General features: G+C 31.7%; 24 protein-coding genes. 16 read left to right on the forward strand and 8 right to left on the reverse strand.

Annotation, left to right across the window (positions count from 1 at the left end; translation table 11 throughout):
• The 7 genes from AANAER_RS01945 to AANAER_RS01975 all read right to left on the reverse strand — a co-directional run bounded on the left by AANAER_RS01945 (window position 1) and on the right by AANAER_RS01975 (window position 9,543).
• A complete protein-coding gene (locus tag AANAER_RS01945) occupies window positions 1-1,305 on the reverse strand; it encodes an anaerobic C4-dicarboxylate transporter (protein ID WP_129081535.1) in 1,305 nt (434 codons plus the stop codon).
• Window positions 1,306-1,336: 31 nt separating this feature from the next.
• Entirely contained in the window at window positions 1,337-2,737 is a 1,401-nt protein-coding gene (gene aspA / locus AANAER_RS01950; RefSeq protein WP_044416448.1) for an aspartate ammonia-lyase, read from the reverse strand.
• Between the two features lie 291 nt (window positions 2,738-3,028).
• The gene (locus AANAER_RS01955; protein ID WP_140544027.1) at window positions 3,029-4,519 is read right to left on the reverse strand and encodes a fumarate hydratase; all 1,491 of its coding nucleotides are present in this window, start codon (window positions 4,517-4,519) and stop codon (window positions 3,029-3,031) included.
• A gap of 80 nt (window positions 4,520-4,599) precedes the next feature.
• Window positions 4,600-5,325, reverse strand: coding sequence for a fumarate reductase iron-sulfur subunit (locus AANAER_RS01960; protein ID WP_044416445.1), 726 nt, complete (start codon window positions 5,323-5,325; stop codon window positions 4,600-4,602).
• 1 nt (window position 5,326) lies between these two features.
• Window positions 5,327-7,306, reverse strand: coding sequence for a fumarate reductase flavoprotein subunit (locus tag AANAER_RS01965; protein ID WP_129082691.1), 1,980 nt, complete (start codon window positions 7,304-7,306; stop codon window positions 5,327-5,329).
• A 10-nt stretch (window positions 7,307-7,316) separates the two neighbouring features.
• Window positions 7,317-8,084, reverse strand: coding sequence for a fumarate reductase cytochrome b subunit (locus AANAER_RS01970; RefSeq protein WP_129082692.1), 768 nt, complete (start codon window positions 8,082-8,084; stop codon window positions 7,317-7,319).
• Window positions 8,085-8,220: 136 nt separating this feature from the next.
• Window positions 8,221-9,543 (reverse strand): alanine/glycine:cation symporter family protein, encoded by a 1,323-nt coding sequence (locus AANAER_RS01975; protein ID WP_129082693.1) that lies wholly within the window; start codon window positions 9,541-9,543, stop codon window positions 8,221-8,223.
• Window positions 9,544-9,800: 257 nt separating this feature from the next.
• Between AANAER_RS01975 and trxB the strand changes: the two genes are divergently transcribed.
• Genes trxB through AANAER_RS01995 form a run of 4 tightly spaced genes read left to right on the forward strand, consistent with a single transcriptional unit; the run spans window position 9,801 to window position 13,852 of the window.
• Window positions 9,801-10,730 carry a thioredoxin-disulfide reductase gene (trxB, locus tag AANAER_RS01980; protein WP_129082694.1) on the forward strand — a complete coding sequence of 310 codons (930 nt, stop codon included), beginning with the start codon at window positions 9,801-9,803 and terminating at the stop codon, window positions 10,728-10,730.
• Window positions 10,731-10,742: 12 nt separating this feature from the next.
• Complete coding sequence (dapB, locus tag AANAER_RS01985; RefSeq protein WP_129082695.1) at window positions 10,743-11,513, forward strand: 4-hydroxy-tetrahydrodipicolinate reductase; 771 nt, start codon at window positions 10,743-10,745, stop codon at window positions 11,511-11,513.
• A gap of 10 nt (window positions 11,514-11,523) precedes the next feature.
• Window positions 11,524-12,873: an amidophosphoribosyltransferase gene (purF, locus tag AANAER_RS01990; protein ID WP_129082696.1), complete on the forward strand. Its 1,350-nt coding sequence runs from the start codon at window positions 11,524-11,526 to the stop codon at window positions 12,871-12,873.
• Window positions 12,851-13,852, forward strand: coding sequence for a TIGR01212 family radical SAM protein (locus AANAER_RS01995; protein WP_228711175.1), 1,002 nt, complete (start codon window positions 12,851-12,853; stop codon window positions 13,850-13,852). Before purF ends, AANAER_RS01995 begins: the two co-directional genes overlap by 23 nt.
• Before the next feature lie 16 nt (window positions 13,853-13,868).
• On the opposite strand, the gene AANAER_RS02000 is transcribed toward AANAER_RS01995, so the two are convergent.
• Window positions 13,869-14,765: a LysR family transcriptional regulator gene (locus tag AANAER_RS02000; RefSeq protein WP_129082697.1), complete on the reverse strand. Its 897-nt coding sequence runs from the start codon at window positions 14,763-14,765 to the stop codon at window positions 13,869-13,871.
• Between the two features lie 117 nt (window positions 14,766-14,882).
• On the opposite strand from AANAER_RS02000, the gene AANAER_RS02005 reads away from it, so the two are divergent.
• The 12 genes from AANAER_RS02005 (at window position 14,883) to AANAER_RS02060 (ending at window position 26,337) form a co-directional block, all read left to right on the forward strand.
• Window positions 14,883-16,937 (forward strand): ATP-dependent helicase, encoded by a 2,055-nt coding sequence (locus AANAER_RS02005; protein ID WP_129082698.1) that lies wholly within the window; start codon window positions 14,883-14,885, stop codon window positions 16,935-16,937.
• A gap of 4 nt (window positions 16,938-16,941) precedes the next feature.
• Window positions 16,942-17,793: a tRNA pseudouridine(55) synthase TruB gene (gene truB / locus AANAER_RS02010; protein WP_129082699.1), complete on the forward strand. Its 852-nt coding sequence runs from the start codon at window positions 16,942-16,944 to the stop codon at window positions 17,791-17,793.
• Window positions 17,790-18,554, forward strand: coding sequence for a 4-(cytidine 5'-diphospho)-2-C-methyl-D-erythritol kinase (locus tag AANAER_RS02015; protein WP_129082700.1), 765 nt, complete (start codon window positions 17,790-17,792; stop codon window positions 18,552-18,554). The genes truB and AANAER_RS02015 overlap by 4 nt, the downstream gene beginning before the upstream one ends.
• Window positions 18,547-19,020, forward strand: coding sequence for an SsrA-binding protein SmpB (gene smpB, locus AANAER_RS02020; RefSeq protein ID WP_129082701.1), 474 nt, complete (start codon window positions 18,547-18,549; stop codon window positions 19,018-19,020). The genes AANAER_RS02015 and smpB overlap by 8 nt, the downstream gene beginning before the upstream one ends.
• Before the next feature lie 143 nt (window positions 19,021-19,163).
• Window positions 19,164-20,630 (forward strand): cytochrome-c oxidase, cbb3-type subunit I, encoded by a 1,467-nt coding sequence (gene ccoN / locus AANAER_RS02025; protein ID WP_129082702.1) that lies wholly within the window; start codon window positions 19,164-19,166, stop codon window positions 20,628-20,630.
• Window positions 20,631-20,646: 16 nt separating this feature from the next.
• Window positions 20,647-21,330 carry a cytochrome-c oxidase, cbb3-type subunit II gene (gene ccoO, locus AANAER_RS02030; protein ID WP_044416423.1) on the forward strand — a complete coding sequence of 228 codons (684 nt, stop codon included), beginning with the start codon at window positions 20,647-20,649 and terminating at the stop codon, window positions 21,328-21,330.
• Window positions 21,331-21,339: 9 nt separating this feature from the next.
• The gene (locus AANAER_RS02035) at window positions 21,340-21,564 is read left to right on the forward strand and encodes a CcoQ/FixQ family Cbb3-type cytochrome c oxidase assembly chaperone (RefSeq protein ID WP_129082703.1); all 225 of its coding nucleotides are present in this window, start codon (window positions 21,340-21,342) and stop codon (window positions 21,562-21,564) included.
• A gap of 1 nt (window position 21,565) precedes the next feature.
• Window positions 21,566-22,456, forward strand: coding sequence for a c-type cytochrome (locus AANAER_RS02040; RefSeq protein WP_044416420.1), 891 nt, complete (start codon window positions 21,566-21,568; stop codon window positions 22,454-22,456).
• A 1-nt stretch (window position 22,457) separates the two neighbouring features.
• Window positions 22,458-22,697 carry a DUF4006 family protein gene (locus AANAER_RS02045; protein WP_044416419.1) on the forward strand — a complete coding sequence of 80 codons (240 nt, stop codon included), beginning with the start codon at window positions 22,458-22,460 and terminating at the stop codon, window positions 22,695-22,697.
• 102 nt (window positions 22,698-22,799) lie between these two features.
• Window positions 22,800-23,426 carry a hypothetical protein gene (locus AANAER_RS02050; RefSeq protein ID WP_129082704.1) on the forward strand — a complete coding sequence of 209 codons (627 nt, stop codon included), beginning with the start codon at window positions 22,800-22,802 and terminating at the stop codon, window positions 23,424-23,426.
• 12 nt (window positions 23,427-23,438) lie between these two features.
• On the forward strand, window positions 23,439-23,999 hold the full coding sequence (locus AANAER_RS02055) for a hypothetical protein (protein ID WP_129082705.1): 561 nt from the start codon (window positions 23,439-23,441) through the stop codon (window positions 23,997-23,999).
• Window positions 23,989-26,337, forward strand: a complete 2,349-nt coding sequence (locus AANAER_RS02060; protein WP_129082706.1) for a PD-(D/E)XK nuclease family protein — start codon at window positions 23,989-23,991, stop codon at window positions 26,335-26,337. Before AANAER_RS02055 ends, AANAER_RS02060 begins: the two co-directional genes overlap by 11 nt.
• The last annotated feature ends 44 nt before the right edge of the window (window positions 26,338-26,381 follow it).

Consider the following 26,381-nt stretch of genomic DNA (forward strand, 5'->3'; position numbering starts at 1 on the left):
TTAAGATAAAATGATTCCACCTAATATGAAACCAAAAAATACGCTTAAACTGATTGCTAAAACTCCCGGAATCATAAAAGGGTGATTAAATACAAGTTTTCCGATTCTAGTTGAACCTGTATCATCCATTTCTACTGCTGCAAGTAGTGTAGGGTAAGTAGGTAATACAAATAAAGCACTAACTGCTGCAAATGATGCAACGGCAGTTACGGGATCAACACCTAAAGCAAGGGCTGCGGGCATTAATGCTTTTGTTGTAGCACCTTGAGAATATAAAAGCATACTTGCAAAAAATAGTGCAACAGCTAGCATCCAAGGATACTGATTTAGTAAAGTACTTGCAAAATCTTTAATTTCTCCAAGATGTGCTCCTACAAATGTAGTTCCTAACCATGCAACACCTAATACACAGACACAAGCACTCATACCTGATTTAAAAGTTGATGCACTGATAATTTTTGAAGTATCGACTTTACAAGCTAAACTAATAATTGTTGCACAAGCTAACATAAATACCATAATCGCTGCATTTCTTGGAAGAGAAGGGTCAGTGATTATTGCAACTTTTTTACTAATTAAAGTTGCATATGTTACAACTGAAAAGATTGTAAGTATAAAAATCAAAACAGATAATTTTGCACCTTTTTTAATTTCAATATCACTTTTACCTCTTAATTTAACCAAGCCTTTTTTTAGTCTTTCTTGATATACAGAATCATCTTTTAAGTCTTTACCTAAGAAATTACTAACAAAAGCCGTAATCATACAAGCAACAAATGTTGTTGGAATACAAACTGCCAATAACTGAATGTAGCCTACTCCAAGAGGTTCTAAAATTCCACTTAAAAAAACAACTGCTGCTGAAATTGGTGAAGCAGTAATAGCAATTTGTGAAGCTACAACTGCAATACCAAGCGGTCTTGAAGGTCTAATACCTTGTTCTTTGGCAACTTCCGCAATTACAGGAAGAGTTGAATATGCAGTGTGTCCAGTCCCTGCTAAAAGTGTCATAAAATATGTAACTGCAGGAGCTAAATATGTAATATGTTTTGGGTTTTTTCTTAAAATATTTTCTGCAATTTTAACCATATAATCTAAACCGCCGGCAACCTGCATTGCTGCAATTGCAGCAATAACAGACATAATAATCAAGATAACGTCGATTGGAATACTTCCGGGTTCTAGTCCAAAAAACAGACATAGAATTAATACCCCGATACCACCTGCATAACCTATACCGATACCACCCATACGAGCACCTAAAAATATTGCACCTAATACAACTACAATTTCTAAACCTAACATCTTCTCCTCCTTCTTTTTGTTTACCTAAGGGTTATTTGATTAATCTTGGTTTAATCATATTTTCAGGTTTGATAATATCTTCAAGCTCTTCTTTTGTTAAAAGACCTCTTTTTAAAACAATGTCGTATACTGATTGTCCGCTATCTAATGCTTCTTTAGCCACTGAAGTTGAGTTTTCATAACCGATATGCGGATTAAGAGCAGTTACCAGCCCGATAGAATTAACAACAAGATTTTTACAATGCTCTTTATTTGCAGTAATTCCGTCAATACATTTATTCGCTAATGTTTCAAAAGCATTTTTCATCATATTAATTGAATTAAATAAGTTAAAAGCAATTACAGGTTCAAATACATTAAGTTGTAATTGACCGCCTTCACTAGCCAATGTAATTGTTACATCTGCACCGATAACTTGAAATGCAACTTGATTTACAACTTCAGGAATAACAGGGTTAACTTTACCAGGCATAATTGATGAACCAGGTTGCATTGCAGGAAGGTTAATCTCATTTAAACCGGCTCTTGGTCCACTGCTTAGAAGTCTTAAATCATTACAAATTTTTGAAATTTTTGTCGCAATTCTTTTTAATACTCCTGAGATTTGTACATAAGCTCCTGTATCTTGTGTAGCTTCAACTAAATCTTTTGCAGTTTTAAACGGTCTTCCCGTAACATCTTGAAGTTTTTCTTCTACTAAATGTGCATATTCAGGATGTGAGTTGATACCTGTTCCGATTGCAGTAGCACCAAGATTCATCTCTCTTACTAATTGTTGGGCTTCAAGTAATCTTTGAATATCCTCTTCAATCATTGTAGAGAATGAGTGAAACTCTTGTCCCAATGTCATAGGTACAGCATCTTGAAGTTGAGTTCTACCCATTTTAATGATATCTTTGAACTCTTTTGATTTTTTACCTAAAGAATTTTTCAAAATAGTCATTGCATCTACAAGTTCGTAAATTTTTTCATATAAAGCAATTCTAAATGCTGTAGGATATGAGTCATTTGTAGATTGTGATTTATTTACATCATTGTTTGGATGTAAAAAAGCATATTCACCTTTTTTGTGACCTAAGATTTCAAGTCCTCTGTTTGCAATAACTTCATTTGCATTCATATTGATAGAAGTTCCGGCTCCGCCTTGGATCATATCAACAACAAACTCTTCGTGCAAAGCACCGTCCATAATCTCATCACAAGCTTCACAAATTGCATTTTTTTTGTTCTCTTCAAGTAAACCCAATTCATAATTTGCCAATGCACAAGATTTTTTCACTTTTACAAGAGAAGTTATAAATGCAGGGAATTGAGAAAGAGTAATTCCTGTAATATTGAAGTTCTCTTTTGCTCTTAATGTTTGCACACCATAATAGACTTTTTCTGAGATTTCTCTATCTCCAATTAAGTCATGTTCCATTCTTTTAGTCATTTTCAATCCTTTTATAAATATTAAATAAATCTTAAAAATAATACTTAAGGTTTATCTTTAATTAAAAGAATTTTAATCGTCTAAAATGAACTAAAAGTGATGTTTCTCTGTTTTTTCAAAAAACTATGAATAAATATTCATTCTTGTAAAAAAATATGCTTTAAGGTTTGAATAAGTGAGGGGGATAAGAGCTTTAGCCTATTTATCTAAAGCTCTTATATAGGACAATTAAATTAATAAGAAGCTAATGTTTTTTTTATTTTTGCACCTCCTATGTTAAGTTTAAACTCTTTAAATAGTTCTCCATTTTTTAGGACCTGTAGTATGAATAGAGTTACCCTCAGTGTCAACGGCAACCGTAACAGGCATATCTTTAACCTCAAACTCGTAAATAGCTTCCATTCCCATCTCTTCAAATGCAAGAACTTTAGCACCTTTAATAGATTGTGAAATTAAATAAGCAGCTCCGCCTGTTGCAATTAAATACATTGATTTATACTCTTTGATTAAATCAATTGTAGGTTGTTTTCTCTCTGCTTTTCCAATCATTCCCATGATTCCGATTTCCATCATATCTTTAGTAAATTTATCCATTCTTGTTGATGTTGTAGGTCCCGCAGGTCCAACTACTTCATTACCTACAGGATCAACAGGTCCGACATAATAGATAAATCTATCTTTTAAATCTACTCCGTTTGGTAGCGGTTTACCTGCATTTTTATATTCAACTATTTTTTTATGTGCTGCATCTCTTGCTGTTAAGATTTTTCCTGATAGAAGTAATGTATCTCCTGATTTAAATTGAGACAAGTTCTCTTTTGTTAAATCTTCAATATTTACTCTTTTAATTGTATCCATTGGTAATTCAATATCTGGCCATAGATCTAAATCCGGTTTATTAAACGTAGCAGGTCCGTTTCCGTCTAATTCAAACTCTATATGTCTAGTAGCTGCACAGTTTGGAATCATAGCTACAGGTTTAGATGCCGCGTGACAGGGATAATCTAAGATTTTAACATCAAGTACGGTTGTAATACCACCTAATCCTTGAGCTCCCATACCTAGTTTATTAATATCTTCATATAGTTTAAGTCTTAACTCTTCAACTGCGTTTTTAGGACCTCTTGCTTTAAGTTCATGAATATCTAAATGACCCATTAAAGACTCTTTTGCCATTAGCATTGCTTTTTCGGGATTTCCACCGATACCGATACCTAAAATTCCAGGAGGACACCATCCTGCTCCCATATGTGCTACATTTTCCATAACCCAGTCATAAATACTATCAGATGGATTTAAAACAGTGAATTTTGATTTATTTTCACTTCCTCCACCTTTTGCTGCAACTGTTATCTCTATTTTATCTGAGTTATTTACACTATAATGAATAACAGCAGGAGTATTATTTTTTGTATTTTTTCTCTCCCCTGCAGGATCACTTACGATTGAGTATCTTAGTGTATTATCAGGATCTGTATATCCTTGTGCTACACCTGCGTTTATAATATCTTCTAACTCATTTTGGATATCAAGGTCTGCTTTTGTACCTACTTTTATAAATACGTTTACACTTCCTGTATCTTGGCAAAGAGGTCTATGTCCCATTGCACACATTTTTGAGTTTATTAATATTTGTCCGATTGCATTTTTTGCTGCTTCACTTTTCTCTTTCTCATATGCTTCTACCATCCCTTTTACGAAATCTTCCGGATGGTAGTACGATATATATTGTATTGCGTCTGCGATACTTTGTTGAATATCTTTCTCTGTAATTTTTTTCATTTTTTCTACACTCCTATAAGTAAGTTGTTTTACAAACCTTTTACAGTCGACAATTCTTTTTTAAATGTGTGCAATTAGACTTATGAACCTTTTACTGTTGCTAATTTTCTTCTCATATATGCAATTTTATTTTGTAAAGGAAGATGTTTTGGACAAGTATCTTCACAACCAAGAAGTGTCATACATCCAAAAATACCGTTATCATCACCAACTAATTCATAATAATCTTCTGCATCTCTTTCATCATGGGGATCACATTCAAATCTTGCAATTCTGTTTAATCCTACAGCTCCGACGAAATCTTCTTTAATAAGTTTTGTTCCGCAACCTGCTACACAACAACCGCACTCAATACATCTGTCAAGTTCAAATACGGCATCTGCAACTTCCGGTTCTATAGGTTCTTCAATGTTTGAAATATCAATCTCTTTTGAAGAGTGAATCCATGATTCGACTCTTTTACTCATTGCATCCATCCATTCCCCTGTATTAACAGATAAATCTTTTATAAGTTTAAAAGTAGGAAGAGGAAGTAATACAATCTCTTGGGGTAAATCTTTTGTTAATGTTCTACAAGCAAGTCTAGGTCGACCGTTAATCATCATTGCACAACTTCCGCAAATACCTGCTCTGCAAACAAAGTCAAAACTAAGACCTGCATCCATGGTTTCTCTGATTTGTGTAAGAGCAAGATAGATTGTCATACTATCTGCTTCTTTGATTTTATATTCTTGGAAATAAGCTCTTAGCTCATTCTTATCTTGCGGGTTATATCTAAGAACTCTTATTGTTAATTCTCTAGCCATTTTAATCTCCTAATCTTACATTTCTTTTTTTATACTCTTCTTGTAATTCAAACGGCATAAGTGCATCTTGGATTTCATATCTGTCTTTTTCTTTTGATTCCATCTCTTCTTTTATATGGTCAACTTCTAGTTGTCTTTTTGCACTTAAAGGATTTTCTATTAAATTACCTTTTGCTCCGTATCCTCTAAATCCGGGAGGAATTTCCATTTTCATAATATCTAACGGCTCATACTCAACTGTCGGCATAGTATTTCCATCTTTCCATGAAGTAAGTGTTCTTTTTAACCAGTTTTCATCATCTCTTTTTGGATAATCTTCTCTTGTATGAGCTCCTCTTGATTCAGTTCTGTCAAGTGCACCTTTAGCTACACAAAGTGCAACTTTAAGCATCATTGGAACTCTATATGCTTCTTCAAGTTCAGGGTTTGCTGATAATTGTTTATTTTTGACAGCAACATTTTGAGATTTGATATAAAGTTGTTCAAGTTCAGTAACTGCACTTAAAAGTCCATTCCCATCTCTAAAGATACCAACATGTTCTTGCATGATTTTTTTCATTCTGTTTTTGATTCTAAACACATCTTCACCTGAATCTTTTGATACAAGTTCTTTCATGTATGCTTCTTTTTCAAAAACAAATTTTTCAATAACTTCTGTTTTAATATCTACTTGGTTCGCAATACAATAATCAGCAAAATAGTTACCGACAATCATACCTGCAACAACAGTTTCAGAAACTGAGTTACCGCCAAGTCTGTTAAATCCGTGCATATCCCAACAAGCAGCTTCACCGGCACTAAATAGTCCATTTAAAGTTTGTGATTCACCTGTTGGTTTAGTTCTAATACCACCCATAGAGTAGTGTTGCATTGGGTGAACCGGTGCCCAACCTTTTCTTCCTTCATCTGCCGGGTCAATACCGGCAAAGTATTCACAAATCTCTTGTACGTCTCTTAAATTCTTTTCAATATGTTCTCTACCTAAAATTGAGATATCAAGCCAAAGGTGTGTACCGTAAGGAGATTCTACACCTTTACCTTTTCTCATATGTTCAACCATTCTTCTAGATACAACGTCTCTACTTGCAAGGTCTTTTTTCTCCGGCTCATAATCAGGCATAAATCTGTGTCCGTCTTTATCTCTTAGAACTCCACCGTCTCCTCTACAACCTTCAGTTAATAGAATACCTGATGGGAAAAGTGGAGTTGGGTGAAATTGAACTGCTTCCATATTTCCTAATTTTGCAACACCTGTTTCTAAAGCAATAGCAGTACCGATACCTTCACAAATTACTGCATTCGTAGTAATTTCAAAAATTCTTCCGTAACCACCTGTTGCTATTAAAGTTCCTTTTGCAACATATGCTGCAATTTCACCTGTGATTAAATCTCTTACAACTGCACCGTAACATCTATTGTTTTCATGAATTAAAGCGATTGCTTCTTTTCTATCTTCGATATTTACATTTAATTTTAAAGACTCATTTGCAACGGCAAAAAGCATTGTATGACCTGTAGCATCGGAAGTATAACAGGTTCTCCATTTTTTTGTACCGCCGAAGTCTCTTGAATTGATAAGTCCGTGTTTATTATCTTCTTCAAAAATTGTTGTTCTTTTTGTATTGATGACTGCTTCATGGTTTCCTTTTTTTATTCTTGTCCAAGGAACACCCCAAGAAGCCAACTCTCTAATTGCTTTTGGTGCTGTTGTAACAAACATTCTTGCTACTTCTTGATCACATCCCCAGTCCGAACCTTTTACGGTATCCGCAAAGTGAACATCTTCATTATCACCTTCACTCATTTTTGCATTACCTAATGAGGCTTGCATACCGCCTTGTGCTGCGGCACTATGAGATCTTTTTACCGGAACAAGACTCAAAACCGTTGTACTTAAACCTTTTTTAGCAGCTGCAACCGCAGAACGTAATCCTGCTAATCCGCCACCTATAACTAATGCATCACAATATTTAATTTTCATAGCAAAACCCTCATCTTTTAATTATTTCTATTGAATTATTTGGATTATATTTCATAGGTACATGATCGGCTCTTTCAATACCTATTTTAATATAAGCTAAAAGAGTAAATGCTCCTAAGACCAAAAAGAAAAAGCTGATGATTTTTTTTGCTTTAATCATTTTTTTTCTGTTCTCTTTTGGATTTTCTCCATCAAACCAGCCCCATTTCATTGCAGCTCTATAAAGTCCTATTGACCCGTGAAGTTCCACGCAAATTAATAAAACCATATATAAAAGCCACATATGTTCACTAACAACTCTATGTGAGCTTGAATATGGACCTATATTCTCCGGTTGAGTAAACATAATATACAAATGAATCATTGCCGCAAACATCATAATAAGACCACTAATCCATTGAAACATCCACATTGAAGTATCTGTATGTTTCATCATCTTTGCATGTTCTCTTATTCTAAGATAGGCACGATAAGAAATAGGAAATTTTCGTATTCCAAGTATTGCATGTACAATAAAAATCACAGTTACTGCTGCAACAAAAATACTTACGATAAAAGGTAAGCCTTCATCAAAAATAAAGTTCAGTTCAAACATCTTTGTAACTGTATACATAGCTTTTTCACCAAAAAGAATTGTGGATACAAAAAACATATGTGCCATCATAAAAATTGCAAGAGCAACTCCTGTAGCTGTCAACGCTTTGTCCAGTTTTGCAGGAATTCTACTTTTTTTACCTTCTGGATCTGTACCAGTAAAGGCTTCTATAATTTTCTCCATTCTCTTCTCCTTTAAGAGGTTTTTAACGATGGTGAAAGTTTACAAATGCAAAGTGACTTTAATGTGATTTTTAGTATAAAATTTTAAATTTATTTTAATTTTTAGGTAAAAGTGTACAAAAACTTGCGTTTTTGTACTAATTTTTGAAATATCTGTTTGTCTCTTCAGATACTACTTTAGAAAGAAGTAGAAGTGCGATTAAGTTTGGAATTGCCATTAATCCATTTGCCAAATCAGAGAAGTTCCATACAAGTTTAAGTTCTGTCATGGCTCCGACTACAATAAAACTGACAAAAACAATTCTGTAAACTTTGATTGATTTATCTCCGAAAATATACTCAAAGGCTCTTTCTCCGTAATATGACCAACCAAGAATCGTTGAATATCCAAAAAGAATTGTCGCAATTACTATTATTATTGATCCAAAATCTCCTAAAAAGAATTGAAAACTTTTTAAAGTAAGTTCTCCTGCACTTCCTCCTGTTGTCCAAACGGGAGCCATTAAAATAATAACGGCAGTCATTGTACAAACAACCAAAGTATCAATAAAAGTTTGAGTCATAGATACAAGAGCTTGTTTTACGGGATCGTTTGTTTTAGCCGCAGCTGCTGCAATAGGAGCAGAACCCAAACCTGATTCATTTGAAAATACACCTCTTGCAATACCGTATCTAATAGCTGCCGCAACTGCCGCACCTGCAAAACCTCCTCCTGCTGCAATAGGATTAAAAGCATGGTAAAAAATAAGATAAAAAGCATCACCTACTTTGTCATAGTTTGTAATAATAATTATTAAAGAGGTAAGAACATAAGCAATTATCATAAAAGGAATTAAAAAAGAGGTTGTTTTTCCTATTGATTTAATACCGCCTATTATAACAAAAGAAGTAATAGTAAGAAGAATAATCCCCGTAACCCAAGTAGGAGTATTAAACTGTGAACTCATTGCGTTTGCAACTGCGTTTGATTGGGTCATATTCCCTATACCGAAAGAAGCAACTACTGTAAAAAGTGCAAAGGCAAAGGCAAGTTTGGGCATTTTTAATCCCTCTGCAAGATAATACATAGGTCCGCCTTTATAGCCGTTTTTACCTTTTTGTCTATATTTTACGGCTAATATTGCTTCTGAATATTTTGTCGCCATTCCGACCAAACCCGTAATCCACATCCAAAAGACTGCTCCTGGACCACCGAAAGTAATTGCCGTTGCAACTCCGACAATATTTCCTATTCCCACTGTTGCGGCAAGTGCCGTCATAAGTGCTTGAAAATGGGAGATATCACCTTTTGCACTTTTTTCTTTATGAAAAATCAGTTTTATTGCATGACCTAATGCCCAAAACTGCATACCTTTTAAACGAATTGTTAAAAATAATCCTGTTCCCACAAGAAGAACAAGCATGGGAATTCCCCATACGAAGCCTGAAGCTTGAGATATAAATTTATCTAATATTTCCATTATGAATCCTTTATAGCAAAGTATGTATAATACCTTAGAAGTAGTTAAATTTTTATCAATAATAATTCGTCAAAGCTGACATTTATATGAATTATTGTTTAATTTGACAAAAATTACTAAAAGAAAAATATTATCCATATTGTGGAATTTAATTAAGCCTAAGATTAATTAAATTTTAGTATTATTGTGCCCTTATAAAAAAGAGCACAAGTGAATTACATTTTTTATTTAGTATAACAAAGAAAAAGGATGAATTTATGTTAGATTTAGCAATTATTGGTGGAGGTCCTGCCGGACTTACTGCAGGTTTATACGCAACTAGAGGTGGTTTAAAAGATGTAACTATGTTTGAAATGGGTATGCCAGGCGGTCAAATTACAGGAAGTTCGGAAATTGAAAACTATCCGGGACAAGGTGAGATAATGTCAGGTATGGATTTAATGCAAAACTGGCCTGAACAATGCCAAAAATTCGGTTTGAAACATGAAATGAGTCAAGTAAGCAGAGTAACTAAAAACGGAGATATCTTCACTGTTACAACTTCTGACGGGAAAACACAAGAAGCAAAATCAGTTCTTCTAGCAACGGGTTCAGTTCCAAGAAAAGCCGGATTTAAAGGTGAAAATGAGTTTTTCGGTAGAGGAATTTCAACTTGTGCAACTTGTGACGGATTTTTCTATAAAAATAAAGAAGTAGCATTAGTAGGCGGTGGTGATTCTGCTTTGGAAGAGGCAGTTTATTTATCAAAAATTTGTTCTAAAGTATATTTAGTTCATAGAAGAGATACTTATAGAGCAGCGCCAAGTACAATAGAACATATGAAAGCTTGTGAAAACATAGAAGAAGTGACAAATGTAACTGTAGAAGAGGTTTACGGAGATGCTTCGGGAGTTACGGGTCTTAAAGTAAAAAGCAAAGAGTCAGGGGAAATTAGAGATTTAGCAGTTCCCGGTGTTTTTGTTTTTGTCGGAAGAGATGTATTAAATGAACCTTTAAAACAAGAAGACGGTTCTTTTCTTTGCGATTTAGATGAGCAAGGACAAGTTATTGTTGATTTAAAAATGAAAACATCGGTTCCGGGACTATATGCGGCAGGTGATGTTAGAATTGATGCAGCAAAACAAGTTGTATGTGCAGCGGGTGACGGTGCAACAGCAGCTGTAAATATAATTGAATATTTAGGATAAGAGGAAAATTTTATGATTAATGTAGGTATTCTGGGAAGTACAGGAAGAGTAGGTTCACTTTTAATTGATGATTTAGAACTTGATCAAGAGGCAAATTTGTCTGCTTGTCATGTTGTAAACAAACTAAAGAAGAGTGTTCCTGAAGGAACTGTCGTAACAAATGATATAAGAACTTTAATAGATTCTTGTGATGTTGTAATTGATTTTTCTGCTCCTGCGGCTACTCAAAGCCTACTAGAAGAAGTTGTAGAAAACGGTGGAAAACCGTTGGTAATTGCTACAACAGGTTTTAATAAACATCAGCAAAACCTCCTTATAGAAGCTTCAAAAATTGTTCCTGTTTTATATGCGACAAATATGAGTTTGGGAATTGCAGTTTTAAATAAATTGGTATCTCTTGCAAGTAAAGCTTTAAGAGATTTCGATTGTGAAATTGTGGAACAGCATCATAGATACAAGGTTGATTCACCTTCAGGTACGGCATTGACTCTAGCAGAACATGCCGCACGTGCAAGAGATTTGGATTTAGATACGGTAAGAGTATCAGGTAGAGACGGTGTAATCGGCGCTAGAACAAAAGATGAGATAGGCGTGATGAGTTTAAGAGGTGGAGATATTGTAGGGAAACATACGGTTGGTCTTTACAATGACGGTGAATTTATAGAGCTTCATCATACTGCAACTTCAAGAAACACTTTTTCAAAAGGTGCTATAAAAGCTGCTAAATGGTTAATAAACCAAGAAGCCGGTTTATATTCAATCAATGACTGTTTAGGTTTATAAGAGGTTTAACATGTGTGCAATAGTTGGAATTTACGGTAATGAGAATGCTGCGAGATTAGCCTCTTTGGCTCTTTTTTCTATGCAGCACAGAGGACAAGAAGCAACAGGAATTTCATCTTCTTGTGAAGGTAAAATTTATACAAAAAAAGATAGAGGTTTGGTTTCTGAAGTTTTTAATAACAAAGCTTTAGAATATTTAAAAGGGGATATGGCAATAGGGCATAATAGATACTCTACTGCAGGAAGCGATTCTATTTTGGATGCACAGCCTGTATTTGCAAAATATAAGCTGGGTGAAATATCTATAGTTCATAACGGAAATTTAATTAATAAAGAAGAAGTTAGAAAAGAGCTTATAGACAATGGTGCAATTTTTCAAACAGGTATGGATACGGAAAATCTTATTCATTTAATCGCTAAAAATTCGAAAGATAGATTAAGAGATAGAATAGTAGAAGCTCTACAAAAAACTATCGGAGCATATTGTTTTATTATTCAATCAAGAAATAAACAGTTTGTAATAAGAGATAGATACGGAATCAGACCTCTGTCTTTAGGAAGATTAAAATCAGGGGGTTATATAGTTTCAAGTGAAACTTGCGCTTTTGAATTAGTTGATGCTGAATTTATAAGAGATATAAGACCGGGAGAGATGTTGATTTTCTCTAAAAAAAGCGATGAACCTGAATCTATTCAACTTTTTGAACCTGAGTTTAGACCTTGCGCTTTTGAATATGTATATTTTGCAAGACCTGATTCTGTAATTGACGGTAAAAATGTTTATATGACAAGAGAAAATATGGGGAAAACTCTTGCAAGAAATGATAAAAACAGCCATATAAAAGCCGATATGGTTATACCTGTTCCAGATTCGGGAGTTCCTGCAGCACTTGGATATTCGCAAGAAAGCGGAGTACCTTTTAAATACGGAATTATCAGAAATCATTATGTGGGAAGAACTTTTATTGAACCTACTCAAGAGATGAGAAATATGAAAGTCAAGATGAAACTATCTCCCATGAGATCATTAATTGAGGGTAAATCTCTGCTTGTAATCGATGATTCTGTTGTAAGAGGAACTACTTCAAAAAGAATAGTTAGAATGTTAAAAGAAGCAGGAGCCAAAGAGGTACATTTCAGAGTTGCAAGTCCTGAAATAAAATTCCCTAATTTTTACGGAATCGATACTCCAAATCAAGATGAACTTATCTCCCATAGAATGACAAAAGATGAAATCTGTGAATATATTGAAGCAGATAGTTTGGAATATCTATCTATTCAAGACTTAGTAGATTCTATAGGAAACGACAGACATTACGCATTAGAAAGTTTTGACGGTGACTATTTCGTTACAAAATAACAATATTTCTATAAAAAATCAGAAAACAAAAGAAGTACTTACCATAGGTAGGTACTTTAAAAAAAAGTTTAAACAAAAAGTTTATAAAACACCTATTTCAATTTCAGGATTTACTTGTCCTAATATTGACGGTACTGTTGCCAAAGGTGGATGCAGTTTTTGCGAAAACGATTCCTTTTCTCCAAATTTACAAGAGAGAAAACCAAGCTTCAAATTAAATCCCAGAGTCGATAAAAATCCTTTTTTAGATAAACAGCTTATGCAGTTAGAGATGCAGTTTAATGCAACAAAACAAAGATTGGAAAATAAATTCGGTGCAAAAAAATTCATAGTCTATTTCCAATCTTTTACAAATACTTATGCTCCTCTTGAAACTTTAAAAGCTCTGTATACAAAAGCTCTTAGTTTTGATAATGTAATCGGTTTATCAATCGGTACAAGAACTGATTGTATGACAGATGAGATATTAGACTTTTTAGAAGAGTTGTCAAAAGATAAGGAGATTTGGGTTGAGTATGGAATACAATCTTTTTACGATAATACTTTAGAAAGAATAAACAGAGGAGATGACTCTTCAAATATTAAAAAGTGGATTACAAAAACAAAACAAAGAGGTTTGAATGTTTGCGGACATTTAATCTACGGACTTCCCGATGAAACTCAGGAAATGATGCTAAACACTTTTAAACAGACAGTTGAGTTAAAAGTTGATTCAATAAAGTTTCATCCTTTGTATGTAGTTAAAAATACACTTCTTACAAAAGAGTATAAAAGAGGTCAATTTACTCCAATAACAGAAGATTTATATGTGGATACGGTTGTAAAATCAATTAAAAATCTACCTGAGGGAATCTCTGTTCAAAGAGTAACGGCAGGAATAGAAGACAGCTCTCTTCTAGCACCTCTTTGGTGTAAAAATAAACATAATCAAATAAAAAAAATAAGAAAAGCCTTATTAAAAGAGGGATTAAAATACTAAGAGTCTTCTCTTAGTATTATTTTACTTTTAACAGATAGTCTACGACATTTTCAATAAATGCGTCATGTTTTCTATCTTTTCTGTAAGCAATATAAAGTTTTCTCGACATCTTATGATTACCGATTCTTGATTCATATAAAGCACCGGCTTTAAGAAGTGATTCAATAGCATTTCTTGATACGATTGAAACTGTCGGTCTTTCGTTTTTGTCAGAGTGTAAAACTGTTTGAACAATAGTTGTTGCACTTGTAACTTCACTTGTAACATCAAAAGTGTCACAATCGGGATAATTTGCTCTGTCTAAAGACTCTTTAAAAATAAGTCTTGTATGAGAATCCGGATTTCTACATACCCATTTATAAGATAATAAATCATCGGCTTTAGCTTTAGCAGGCAGCTCTTGATTTGAGAATATTACGATTTCATCATCCATCCATTCTCTATATATTATATTCTCGTCAGGGATATAGTTTTCAACCAATGCCATATCAATTTTTTTATCTAATAAATCTTCAATAGCTTTATGAGAAACTGAAACATTTATTGATACATCATTGTTGATATTCTCTTTTAGATTATTTAAAAATCTAGGCAAAATATAATTTCCGATTATAAATGAAGCTCCAAATACAAAAGTAACATCTTTGTTCATTATTTTAAGTAACTCTTTCTCTGCATTGTTTACGCATCTTTCAATTTTTTGTGCAATAGAATATAGCATTTGACCCTCTTTTGTAAGTCTAATACCGTTTTTCTTTCTATCTACAACCTGCACATCTAAGTAGTCTTCAATAAATTTCATTTGTTGAGTTACTGCCGGTTGTGATATGCCTAATTTTGCAGATGCTTTAGAAAAAGATTTCTCTCTTACTACTGTTAAAAAAGTCTCTAATTTTGCAAAATCTGTTAACATACTTGGTTACCTTTTATAATTTGTAATGATAATAATAACATTTGTTTATAAACAAAAATATTAAAGAAGAGTTAATTTATAGAAATTATGATATAATTTATATTAAATGGAGAGAAAATGTCGGAAAATTTTTTAAATTCACTAAATAAATCACAACAAATTGCGGCACAACATATAGACGGTGCGCTGTTGATTTTAGCAGGTGCAGGTTCAGGGAAAACAAAAACTATTACAACAAGACTCGCTTATTTAATCTCCATAGGAATCGATCCTAGCTCTATTTTGACTCTTACTTTTACGAACAAAGCTGCCACGGAAATGAGAGAAAGAGCTTTTTCAATGATTGATCCTAATATGATAAATACTCCTCCTTTGTTATGTACTTTCCATAAATTCGGTCTGCTTTTTTTAAAATTTTATATGACGGAATTAGGTAGAAAAAACTCTTTTATAATAATTGATAATGATGATAAAAAAAGAATTTTAAAATCTATTGACAAAGAGATTACAACCTCTTTATTGGTATCGGAAATCTCAAAATATAAAAATACTCTTTTAACCCCAAGTGAAGCAAAAGCAGCAGCACAATTAAAACTTTATCAACAAATAGCGGATATATATGAAAAATATGAGGCATACTTATTAAAAAACAATTTGGTAGATTTTGATGATTTACTTCTTCTTCCTTATTTAATTTTGGAGAAGAATGAGCAATTAGCCAAGCAAATAAGTGAAAAATATCAATATGTGATGGTTGATGAGTACCAAGATACGAATGAACTGCAATACAAACTTCTAAGAAAATTATGTTTTACTCATGAAAATTTATGTGTAGTAGGAGATGACGACCAATCAATTTACGGCTGGCGTGGAGCAACCATAAAAAATATTTTGAATTTTGCAGATAACTTTAAAGATACGAAAGTTATAAAACTAGAAGAGAATTATAGATCTACAGATACAATCTTAGAGCATGCTAATCAACTAATAGAACATAACAGAGACCGTTTAGGTAAAAAACTTATAGGAACTAGACAAAAAGGCGACAGCGTAAAAGTTTATGAGTCTCAAGATGAAACTGAAGAGACAAGAAAAATTATAGACGATATAAAAAAACTTATAATAGAAGGTGAATCTGCAAAAGATATAGCAATACTTTTTAGAGTTAATGCCCTTTCAAGATCTTTAGAAGAGGGCTTTAACAAAGCAGGAATCAACTATAAACTAATAGGCGGTATGAAGTTCTACGAAAGAGCGGAGATTAAAGATTTAATCGCATATTTTAGAATATTAACTAATTCAACCGATAATTTCTCTTTTAAAAGAGTAGTAAATAAACCAAAAAGAGGAATCGGAAAAACCACTATAGAAAAACTTGATGCAAAGTCTATTGAGTTAAAAAAACCTATTTTCTCAATTATTGAAGAGAGTTCACCTGAAGAACTTACTGCAATAGTAGGTAAGAAAAACTCAAGAACACTTAAAGTTTTTATTGCTTCAATAATGGACTTAAGAGATACTTTAGAAGAATCAAAAATGAGATTTTTGGATCTTTTTGAAGATACTTTTGATTATAGAGCCTCTTTTGATTCCGTTCCAGACGGTTTTGACAGACAAGCAAATATCGATGAGTTTTACGGATATATCAGAGATTTCTTTATACAAAATCCTCATCTTAATTTGGAAGATTTTTTAAATGAGATTGCTTTAGAATCCGAACAGGGTGAATTAAACGATCAAGCTGTTTCAATGATGAGTATTCACTCTTCAAAAGGTTTAGAGTATAAACATATCTTTATAATAGGGCTTGAAGAGGGATTTTTTCCCATTATCGGGGAAGGAAGCAATATTGAAGAAGAGAGAAGATTAGGATATGTCGCAATTACGAGAGCAATGGACAGATTAACTCTATCTTTTGTTCACTCAAGATTTTATAAAGGTAAAAGAGCAACCTTGCTAAAAAGCAGATTCTTAAGTGAATCGGGACTTATTAAAGGCAGTTTGACTATTGAAAAACAATCTTCTTATAAAAAAGGAGATTTGGTACAACATAAAATTTTTGGAATGGGAAGAGTTCAAAAAGCATCAAAAGCTGGAAAAGATTATAAACTAACAATTAATTTTGGCGGAACTAGAAGAGATATCCTTTCATCTTTTGTTGAAAAAATCTAATCATATGCAAAAAAGACTTTATGATAATAAGCAGTTAAATAAATTAATTGTTGTAAATAAACCCATAAATAGAAGTTCAAACTCGTATTTAAATGAAATAAAAAGAAAATACAGAAATAAAAAAGCAGGTTTTAGCGGAACTTTAGATCCTTTTGCCTGTGGATGTTTAATTGTAGCTTTCGGTCAATACTCAAAACTTTTTAATTATCTAAAAAAAACACCAAAAACTTATAAAGCGGTAATTTGGTTGGGAACAGTATCTAAGTCTTTGGATATAGAGAATATTGATTCAATAAACAATGAAGAGAAGATAAACGAAGAGCTTTTAAAAAAAGAGATAAAAAATTTAATTGGAATACACGAATATTATCCTCCAAAATTTTCGGCAAAAAAAATCAACGGGAAAAGAGCTTATGCAATGGCTAGAAACGGTGAAGAAGTTGAAATGAAAAAATCAAAAATGGAAATTTTTGATACAAAGTTTATTTCATACAGACACCCTTTTATAACTTTTGAAGCAACAGTTAGTGAAGGCTCATATATAAGAAGTCTGGCACAAATTTTACTTAGAAAATTAGAAAGAGTAGGTACTTTAAGTTTTTTAAATAGATTAAATGAGGGTAAGTTTAAATTTGAAAATGAAAAAGATTTGAATCCTTTAGAGTATTTGGATCTAAAAGAGAATATCTATTTAGGTGATAAAAGTTATTTTGAAAACGGTAAAAAAATTCAAAAAAAATTTTTAAAGATACAAGAAGAGGGAGAGTATATAATCAGGTTTGATGATTTTTTCAGTATAATCCGAATTGATAAAGATGAAGTAAAATATATGTTAAATAAGGTAAATTTAAATTGATTAGAAGATCTTATGCAAAAGTCAATATTTTTTTGAAAATTTCAGGAAAAAGAGGAAATTATCACGAAATCGTCTCTAGATTTGTAAAAGTACCCTCTTTATATGATTTAATTACTTTTGAAGAAGGAGTGTTCGAAACTTTTTCATTAGTGGGAAATTTTGGATGTGAAACCAAAAAAAATACAATATATAAAGCATATGAAAAATTAAAAGAGAATTTTCCTAAAATTGAAGAATATTTTAAAAAAAATTGTGTAATAGTAAATAAAAAGATTCCTGAGTTCGCAGGTCTTGGCGGAGGAAGTTCAAACGCCGCAACTTTTATGCTTATGGTAAATGAAGCTTGTAATTTAGAACTTTCTAAAGATGAATTAGCACAAATAGGTGTTCAAATAGGAGCAGACGTTCCTTTTTTTATATATGAATATAACAGTGCAAATGTAACGGGAATCGGTGAAATCGTAGAAAAGTTTGAAGAAGAGATTTTAGATTTTGATATTATAACTCCTAATATCAAATGTAACACGGCAGAGATTTTTACAAGATTTAGAGATAAATTTTATAAAGAAATTAAAAAAGATGAAAAAGAAAAGCTGCTAAATTTAAAATCTAAGCAGATTATGAAGATGTATAATATCTTTGAAGCCAACGATCTTTTTGAACCTGCGGCGGATTTATATGTGAAATTAAATGATTTTAATAAAAACAACTATTTCTTCAGCGGCAGCGGGAGTTCTTTTTTTAAGGTAAAATATGAGTAAAAAAGAAGTAAAAAAAAATTTAGTATTTAAAAACAGAAAAGCTTTCCATGATTATGAGATATTAGATACTCTTGAAGTAGGAGTAGTTTTAGAAGGAAGTGAAGTAAAAGCTGCAAGGCAAGGAAGAGTGAATTTAAAAGATTCACATATTAGAATTATAAAAAATGAAGTTTTTGTTTTAAATATGCATATTACACATTTAAGTACGACTCACAGTACCTACCGACCTGATGAAAAAAGAGCAAGAAAACTTTTGCTTCATAGAAAAGAGATAGAAAAACTTTACTCAAAAGTTACAAAAGACGGAATAACATTGGTTCCTCTTAAATTGTATTTTAATTCAAAAAATATAATAAAAATGCAAATAGCAACTGCCAGAGGTAAAAAACTTCATGATAAAAGAGAAGATTTAAAACAAAAAACAATGAAGAGAGAAGCTCAACAAGCTCTTAAAAATTTCAGATAATTAAGATTACCTTAAAAAAAAATATTTATTAGATTGATTAAAAAAAGTGTTAATTTTTTGTTAAATTTAAGTTTGTGTTAGCTATTATTAGCTGAATAAGTGACAGAAAAGTGACTTGTAAAAAAATTAGTAGGAGGAGATTGATGCAAAACGGCGCACGAATTGAGTATGATTACTCGGTTGCGAAGTTATTTACTTTTGCAACTATTCTGTTTGGTATCATTGGTTTAACGTTAGGTGTAGTTCTAGCGTTTCAATTAGCATTTCCTGAGTTAAGTAATTTAGCAGGGGAGTATGGTACATTCAGTAGATTAAGACCTATCCACACAAATGGTGTTGCTTTTGGTTTTACTCTTAGCGGTATCTTTGCTACATGGTATTATGTTGGGCAAAGAGTTTTAAAAGTATCTCTTAAAGAGTCACCATTTTTATTGGCAATCGGTAAACTTCATTTTTATGTTTACTTTATTACTATTCTTTTAGCGGTAGTTACACTATTTGCTGGTGTTACAACTTCAAAAGAGTATGCTGAGTTAGAGTGGCCTATAGATTTACTTGTAGTTGTTTTTTGGGTACTTTGGGGTATTTCAATTTTTGGACTTATAGGAATTAGAAGAGAAAGAACTCTATATATTTCTCTTTGGTATTATATTGCATGTTTTATTGCAATTGCAATGTTATACTTATTTAATAACTTGGAAGTTCCGACTGCACTAGTATCAGGATATGGTTCATGGATTCACTCAGTATCTATGTATTCAGGTACAAATGATGCCTTAGTTCAATGGTGGTATGGACACAATGCTGTTGCATTCGTATTTACAACACCTATTATTGCTATGATTTATTATTTTTTACCAAAAGAGTCTGGACAAAATGTTTACTCTTATAAATTATCTATCTTGGCATTCTGGGGATTGATGTTTGTTTATCTTTGGGCTGGAGGACACCACTTAGTTTACTCTACTGTTCCTGACTGGATGCAAACTATGGGTTCTGTTATGTCTATTGTTCTTATTTTACCATCATGGGGATCAGCTATTAATATGCTTTTAACAATGAAAGGTGAATGGCAACAATTACAAACTAATACGTTAATTAAATTTATGGTATTAGCTTCAACTTTCTATATGTTATCTACAATAGAAGGACCTATTCAATCAATTAAATCTGTTAATGCAATTGCACACTTTACAGATTGGATTCCAGGTCACGTACATGACGGTGTATTAGGATGGGTTGCATTTATGATTATGTCTGCACTATTCCATATGGCACCAAGAATTTACGGAAGAGAAATTTATTCTAAATCATTACTTGATACTCAATTCTGGTTACAAACAACCGGTATCGTATTATACTTTACATCAATGTGGATTGCAGGTATTACTCAAGGTATGATGTGGAGAGCTTATGACGAATATGGTTCATTGGTTTACTCTTTTATTGATACTGTAACAGTATTACATCCATATTACACAATTAGAGCTGTTGGTGGGTTATTATACCTAATTGGATTCTTTTTATTTGCATATAACATGTACAAAACTGCAACAGCAGGTAGAGTACTTGATAAAGAACCAGTAAATGCTTCGCCAGTAGCAGCGTAGAAAGAAGGAGGTTAAAATGTTTCATTGGTTTGAACAAAGACCGTTTTTCTTTGCGGTACTAGTATTTATTTTCGTTGCATTTGCAGGTATTGTTGAAATAATCCCTGATTTTGCTAAACAATCAAGACCTACAGTTGGTACAAAACCATACACATTATTGGAGTTAGCTGGTAGACAAATCTATATCAAAGACTCTTGTAATGCTTGTCACTCACAATTAATTAGACCATTTAAATCTGAAACAGATAGATATGGTATGTACTCTTTATCTGGTGAGTATGCTTATGATAGACCATTTTTATGGGGATCAAAAAGAACAGGTCCGGATTTAAAAAGAGTCGGTAACTACAGAACTACAGATTGGCATGAAAACCATATGATGGAACCTGCATCAGTAGTTCCAGGTTCAATTATGCCGGCATACCCTCATATGTTTACAAATTTGGTAGATTTGGATACTGCATATGCTGAAGCTTATACAGTTAAAACAGTATTTAATACACCATATGACGTTGATATTGACGGTGATGGAAAAGTTGATGTAGCTTTAGGTGATTATGATACAGCTATTGCAAAAGCTAAAGAAGAAGCAAAAGCGATTGCTGCAGATATGAAACACCAAGCTGTAAAAGATGCCGTTGCTAACGGTCAAGTTCCTGAAATAGTTGCATTAATTGCATATTTGAATTCTTTAAAATAAGAGGTTAAAATGGATCAAGAAGCTTTACTTACATTTCATGGATATGCTAAGTTTTTTTTAATTTTTATTGTTTTTGTCATATTTTACTCTTATGCTTACTCTATTTATAAAAGAGACAAGAAGGGTGAAAGAGATTTTGAAAAATATTCAAACTTAGTTCATGATGATGATGCTTCAAATGATCCTCTCGAAAATAGAAAAGAAGAAAAAGAGAATAAAGAGAAGGAGAAATGATATGAAATCTATGGTAATAGGTGGAATTATTCTTATCATCGCTTTAATAGCAGGAACTTACTATGTAGCAGGTGACGCTTTTAACAGTGATGACTATGTAAATAGTTTAACATTTTTAGGTGCAATTGCAATTATCACTATTACTGTGTTTGTAGCGCTTAAATATGTAAATCAAATTAAAAATGATACGGCTAGCGGTGAGTTAGCTGAAGAAAAATGGGACGGTATCGGTGAATATAGAAACCCGATTCCTACTGGATGGGCATTGGCATTTATCGGAACAATGGTTTGGTTATTATGGTACTGGACTATCGGTTATCCAACAAATGGATTTTCTCAAATTGGACAATGGAATGAAGAAGTAAATGATTATAATGCAAAATTTGCTTCAAAATGGGAAAACCCTTCTGAAGATACTTTAGTTTCTATGGGACAATCAGTATTTTTGGTACAATGTGCACCTTGTCACGGTGTTGATGCAGAAGGTATCAACGGAAAAGCACAAAACTTAACTCACAGAATCTCTAAAGAGAGTGTTGAGTATGTTATTAAAAACGGTTCAAACAATTTAGTAACTGCTTTCCCTGCAGGTATGCCTCCAATGATGCTTACGGAACAAGCTGATATTGATGCGGTTTCTACATATGTTGCGGGTGGATTTAAAGGTGAACAACCTGCTGCTTTCGCAGTATGTGCAGGATGTCACGGAGCAGATGGAAAAGGTATGGCTTTTGTTGGTCCTAATATCAGAAATTATGATGATGCTTTAGTACTTGCTGTATTAACTAACGGTAAAAAAGGTCATATAGGTTCTATGCCTAGCTTTAACGATAGATTAAATCCAACACAAGAAAAAGCATTAGCTGCTTACATTAGAAGTATAGGAGAGTAAAATGGCTGGAAATACACAAATGAATGACAATGAAAGAGGTCTTTTCTCTTTAATGCACGGTATTAGTGGTATGTTAATTGCAGTTGTTTTACTTCTAACAATTTTATTTGTTCTAGGTTTTAATGCTGTAATGGTACAACAAAGAGAAGCTCAAAATTATTATAAAATTAACCAAGATTTGAATGGTTTAAAAGCTATAAGTCATGATAATCATAAACAATATGAGCTAAGCGGCAAATAAGGAGAACTTCATGTATAAACTAATTTGGCTTTTAATGGGAGCAGTTGCAGTTGCATCTGTATATTTAGCTTTTTTTGACTCTACAAGAGTGTTTGTCGGTTAATGAAAAGCTTTAATTACTTTAAAGTAGCAGTGATTTCACTGCTACTTTTTTTATCTACAAATTTATATGCAAGCAAATTTATTTTAAATGACGGCGGTATAATTGATCATAGAGCAATTGAAAAAATTGAACAAATAGGTTCTGAAGCTAAAAACAGACTTGGCGTAAATATTTATGTTTATGCACAAAAATCTTTGAACTTAGATGAAGATATATCAACAAAAGATAAAATTAAGTATATAAAAGAGTATGAATCTAAAATTGTTAAAACTCTGGCAAAACCTTATGTACTTCTTACAATCTCTTTAGAAGATACTCATGTAAATTTAATTGTATCTAACGAATTAAAAGATGTTGTTGATAAAAATGATATTTTAAACGACTATGTAGTACCATTACTTGCTTCAAAAGATAAGAACTCGCTGTTTGCAAAAGCTAGTGCAGCTATATTAAACGGTTATGCGGCAATAGCAGATATAATTGCAGATTCTAGAAATATAGAATTAAAAAGCAGTATAGGAAGTTCAGGTAAAGTTGCCGGAACTATTTGGAAAGTATTTATGTATACTTTAATTGTAGTTGGTCTTTTACTTTATACTTTTGCAGTTTTAAGAAGAAGAAAATAGGACGTTTAAATTATGAAAAGAAATTATTGGCCTTTGTTTTTTATTGCTATATTTTCCTTTGCTTTCGGAATGATTGTTTGGACTATTCATTCGGCAATAAAAGTGCCTGTTAACCAAGATGAAACTTTTTTAAGTTCTTATCATGATGTAGACAGGGATTATAATAAAATTGTAAATTCAAATAAAGCATTTGAAAAAAAATATAAGCTTGAACTAACAATAAACAAAAAAACATTTGATTTGGAATACAAAGATATGTTTTTGGCTCAAAGAGCAATTGAAGAAAAATCAAAACACAAAGATATTTTTAATAATGGACAAAATATTATTAAAGTTGCAGTCTTAGATAAAAAAACTGATACTTTTATAAAAGATTTTGATATTAAAATCAGAGTTTCAAGACCAACAAGTCATGAACATACAGTTGATTTATTAAATAAAGATTTTTCTAAAAACGAAAATGGATATGACGTAAGTATTGTACTTCCTTTTAAAGGAAACTGGAATATTACTGGTAAAATTGCTCTTGGCAGTGATATAGGATATTTTTATATAAAATCAAATGCAATCTAGAACAAAACTTCTAGTTTTCCCTACCTCTAGATCAATAAGAGAGTATGTAAACTCCCAAAAAGAGTTTAATACTCTTCTTCCTGCAATAATAACAATAGACGAACTTTTTAAAAAATCACTTGTTTTTGAAAACAAAAAGTATCTTGATGAAGATGAAAGATTTTTGTATTTAAAAGAAGCGGTAAAAAACGTAGATTTGGATTCTCTTGGAATCTCTTCAAGTTTTTCATATTTTATTAAACAAAGTGATTATATATATAGATTTTTCTTGGAATTAGCAAGTGAAAATGTTGATATAGAATCTATAAGCAGTATTGACACTTATGGGTTTTACAGTGAGCATTTAGAGATATTAAAGAAGATAAGAAAAAACTTTTTAGAGATATTAGATAGAGAAAATTTTGTCGACAGAATAAATTTCTCAAAATACTTTAGTATAAACAGCGACTTTATCAAAAGATATAATGAAATTGAGTTATATTTTGAAGGTTATTTTACCAAGTTTGAATTTGAAATTATAAAATCAATAACAAAATATTCCAAGCTTATGATATCTTTTGTATATAATCAGTTTAATGAAAAATCTATTGAAAAGTTTATAGAGTATGGGTTTGATTTAACCTTGGAAAATAGTTACACTATAGATTTTTCAAATAAAATGATTCTTGAAGAGAAAAAATTAGTTAAGAAATGTGAAAATATAGAGATAAAAGGTTTCAGTTCTAGAGTTAATCAAATTGCTTTTATTAAAAAAGCAATTGTTGATTTGGTAAACAAAGGAATAAACCCTTCAAAAATAGCTCTTATTCTTCCGGATGAATCTTTTACTACTACAATCTCACTTTTTGACAATGAAGGCTATTTTAACTACGCTATGGGCTTAAATATTTACAGTACGAATCTATTTAAAACTATAGACGCTATATATGCTTATATGAATGAGAGTGAAATAAAAAATATTAAAAATCTTGAGTTTATAGATTGCAATAAAGAGCTTGTCGATAAACTTTTTAAAGCTAATTGGAATAAAATTATCACAATTGAAATATTTGAAGAGATTATAAAATTTTTTATTTCAAAAGAGACAAATAAAGAGCTTCTTGAAAAGTTTAACGAACTAATTTACAAGCTTTATAAAATCGTTTTTTCATATGAAGATAAAATAAGATTAAAAGATGTTTACAAAATCTTTTATCAAAGAGTTGTGAAGCTTACTTTAGATGATATAAATTCGGGAAAAGTTACTGTAATGGGACTTTTAGAGAGTAGAAGACTAGAGTTTGATGCTGTTATTATTTGTGATTTTAACGAAAGTTTTATTCCTAAAAGAAGTTTAAAAGATAAGTTTTTATCTACAAAATTAAAACAAAGTGCAAATCTTCCAACATCTGTTGATAGGGAAAATCTACAAAAATACTATTATGAAAGATTAATTAACAATTCAAAAAATGTATATATTTCATATGTAAAAAATGAAAATGAGCAGATTTCAAGATTTGCAAATCTACTTTTTAAAGAAGATATCGATGAAAATTTATATGACAATAGTTATAAACATATTTTATATAAAAGCAGTAATTTAAAGCATTTTTCAAACGAAGTTATCTTAGATATAGATTTATCTAAACTAACATGGAGTGCAAGTAGTTTAAAAGAGTTTTTGGAGTGTAAAAGAAAGTTTTATTTAAATCATATTTTAAAAATTAAAGAGCATGACATCTCTTTAAAACCAAAAGGGTATGAACTTGGTAATATTATTCATAAAACATTAGAAGAGTTTTACAAAGAAAAAAACAGAGACTATAAAACTCTTTTAGATATTTTTAATAAAAACCGAACCGAAAACAGTTTTTTAAATCTTGAATTGGAAATCTGGAAAAAAAGGCTGAAAGAGTTTATTGAAGAAGAAGATAAAAGAGTAAAAGAAGGCTTTATAAATATAGAACAGGAAAAAGCTTTTTTATTTGATTTTGATGGAATAAAGTTAAGAGGAACGATTGATAGAATTGATAAAAAAGAGGATCAGTTTTATGTAATTGATTATAAAACAAGCAGTAATTTAAAAGTTGATTCAAAAAAGAATTATGATAAATCAAAAGATTTTCAACTGGAGTTTTATTATCTTGCTATAAAAAAATTATATGAAGCAAAAGCTATTAATACTTTATATTATGACTTATATGAGATGAAACTAAAAGAAGAGATTGCTTTAGAAGAGAAGTTAGAAGTTTTAAAAGATATTTTTAGCACCTTTAAAACTCAAAAAGTAAATTTCGACAAATGTGAAAGCCTGCAAACCTGCCAATATTGCGTTTATTCAACCATTTGCAATAGATAATTTCACAATATTGTAAGAAAAAAATGGTTATTTTGTAAACAACT

It is taken from the genome of Halarcobacter anaerophilus, from assembly GCF_006459125.1.
Classification (GTDB): domain Bacteria; phylum Campylobacterota; class Campylobacteria; order Campylobacterales; family Arcobacteraceae; genus Halarcobacter; species Halarcobacter anaerophilus.

Coding starts and splice junctions, on each gene's coding strand:
- AANAER_RS01945 (WP_129081535.1), bottom strand. CDS start 1,305: ATGTTAGGTTTAGAAATTGTAGTTGTATTAGGTGCAATATTTTTAGGT.
- aspA (WP_044416448.1), bottom strand. CDS start 2,737: ATGACTAAAAGAATGGAACATGACTTAATTGGAGATAGAGAAATCTCA.
- AANAER_RS01955 (WP_140544027.1), bottom strand. CDS start 4,519: ATGAAAAAAATTACAGAGAAAGATATTCAACAAAGTATCGCAGACGCA.
- AANAER_RS01960 (WP_044416445.1), bottom strand. CDS start 5,325: ATGGCTAGAGAATTAACAATAAGAGTTCTTAGATATAACCCGCAAGAT.
- AANAER_RS01965 (WP_129082691.1), bottom strand. CDS start 7,306: ATGAAAATTAAATATTGTGATGCATTAGTTATAGGTGGCGGATTAGCA.
- AANAER_RS01970 (WP_129082692.1), bottom strand. CDS start 8,084: ATGGAGAAAATTATAGAAGCCTTTACTGGTACAGATCCAGAAGGTAAA.
- AANAER_RS01975 (WP_129082693.1), bottom strand. CDS start 9,543: ATGGAAATATTAGATAAATTTATATCTCAAGCTTCAGGCTTCGTATGG.
- trxB (WP_129082694.1), top strand. CDS start 9,801: ATGTTAGATTTAGCAATTATTGGTGGAGGTCCTGCCGGACTTACTGCA.
- dapB (WP_129082695.1), top strand. CDS start 10,743: ATGATTAATGTAGGTATTCTGGGAAGTACAGGAAGAGTAGGTTCACTT.
- purF (WP_129082696.1), top strand. CDS start 11,524: ATGTGTGCAATAGTTGGAATTTACGGTAATGAGAATGCTGCGAGATTA.
- AANAER_RS02000 (WP_129082697.1), bottom strand. CDS start 14,765: ATGTTAACAGATTTTGCAAAATTAGAGACTTTTTTAACAGTAGTAAGA.
- AANAER_RS02005 (WP_129082698.1), top strand. CDS start 14,883: ATGTCGGAAAATTTTTTAAATTCACTAAATAAATCACAACAAATTGCG.
- truB (WP_129082699.1), top strand. CDS start 16,942: ATGCAAAAAAGACTTTATGATAATAAGCAGTTAAATAAATTAATTGTT.
- smpB (WP_129082701.1), top strand. CDS start 18,547: ATGAGTAAAAAAGAAGTAAAAAAAAATTTAGTATTTAAAAACAGAAAA.
- ccoN (WP_129082702.1), top strand. CDS start 19,164: ATGCAAAACGGCGCACGAATTGAGTATGATTACTCGGTTGCGAAGTTA.
- ccoO (WP_044416423.1), top strand. CDS start 20,647: ATGTTTCATTGGTTTGAACAAAGACCGTTTTTCTTTGCGGTACTAGTA.
- AANAER_RS02035 (WP_129082703.1), top strand. CDS start 21,340: ATGGATCAAGAAGCTTTACTTACATTTCATGGATATGCTAAGTTTTTT.
- AANAER_RS02040 (WP_044416420.1), top strand. CDS start 21,566: ATGAAATCTATGGTAATAGGTGGAATTATTCTTATCATCGCTTTAATA.
- AANAER_RS02045 (WP_044416419.1), top strand. CDS start 22,458: ATGGCTGGAAATACACAAATGAATGACAATGAAAGAGGTCTTTTCTCT.
- AANAER_RS02050 (WP_129082704.1), top strand. CDS start 22,800: ATGAAAAGCTTTAATTACTTTAAAGTAGCAGTGATTTCACTGCTACTT.
- AANAER_RS02055 (WP_129082705.1), top strand. CDS start 23,439: ATGAAAAGAAATTATTGGCCTTTGTTTTTTATTGCTATATTTTCCTTT.
- AANAER_RS02060 (WP_129082706.1), top strand. CDS start 23,989: ATGCAATCTAGAACAAAACTTCTAGTTTTCCCTACCTCTAGATCAATA.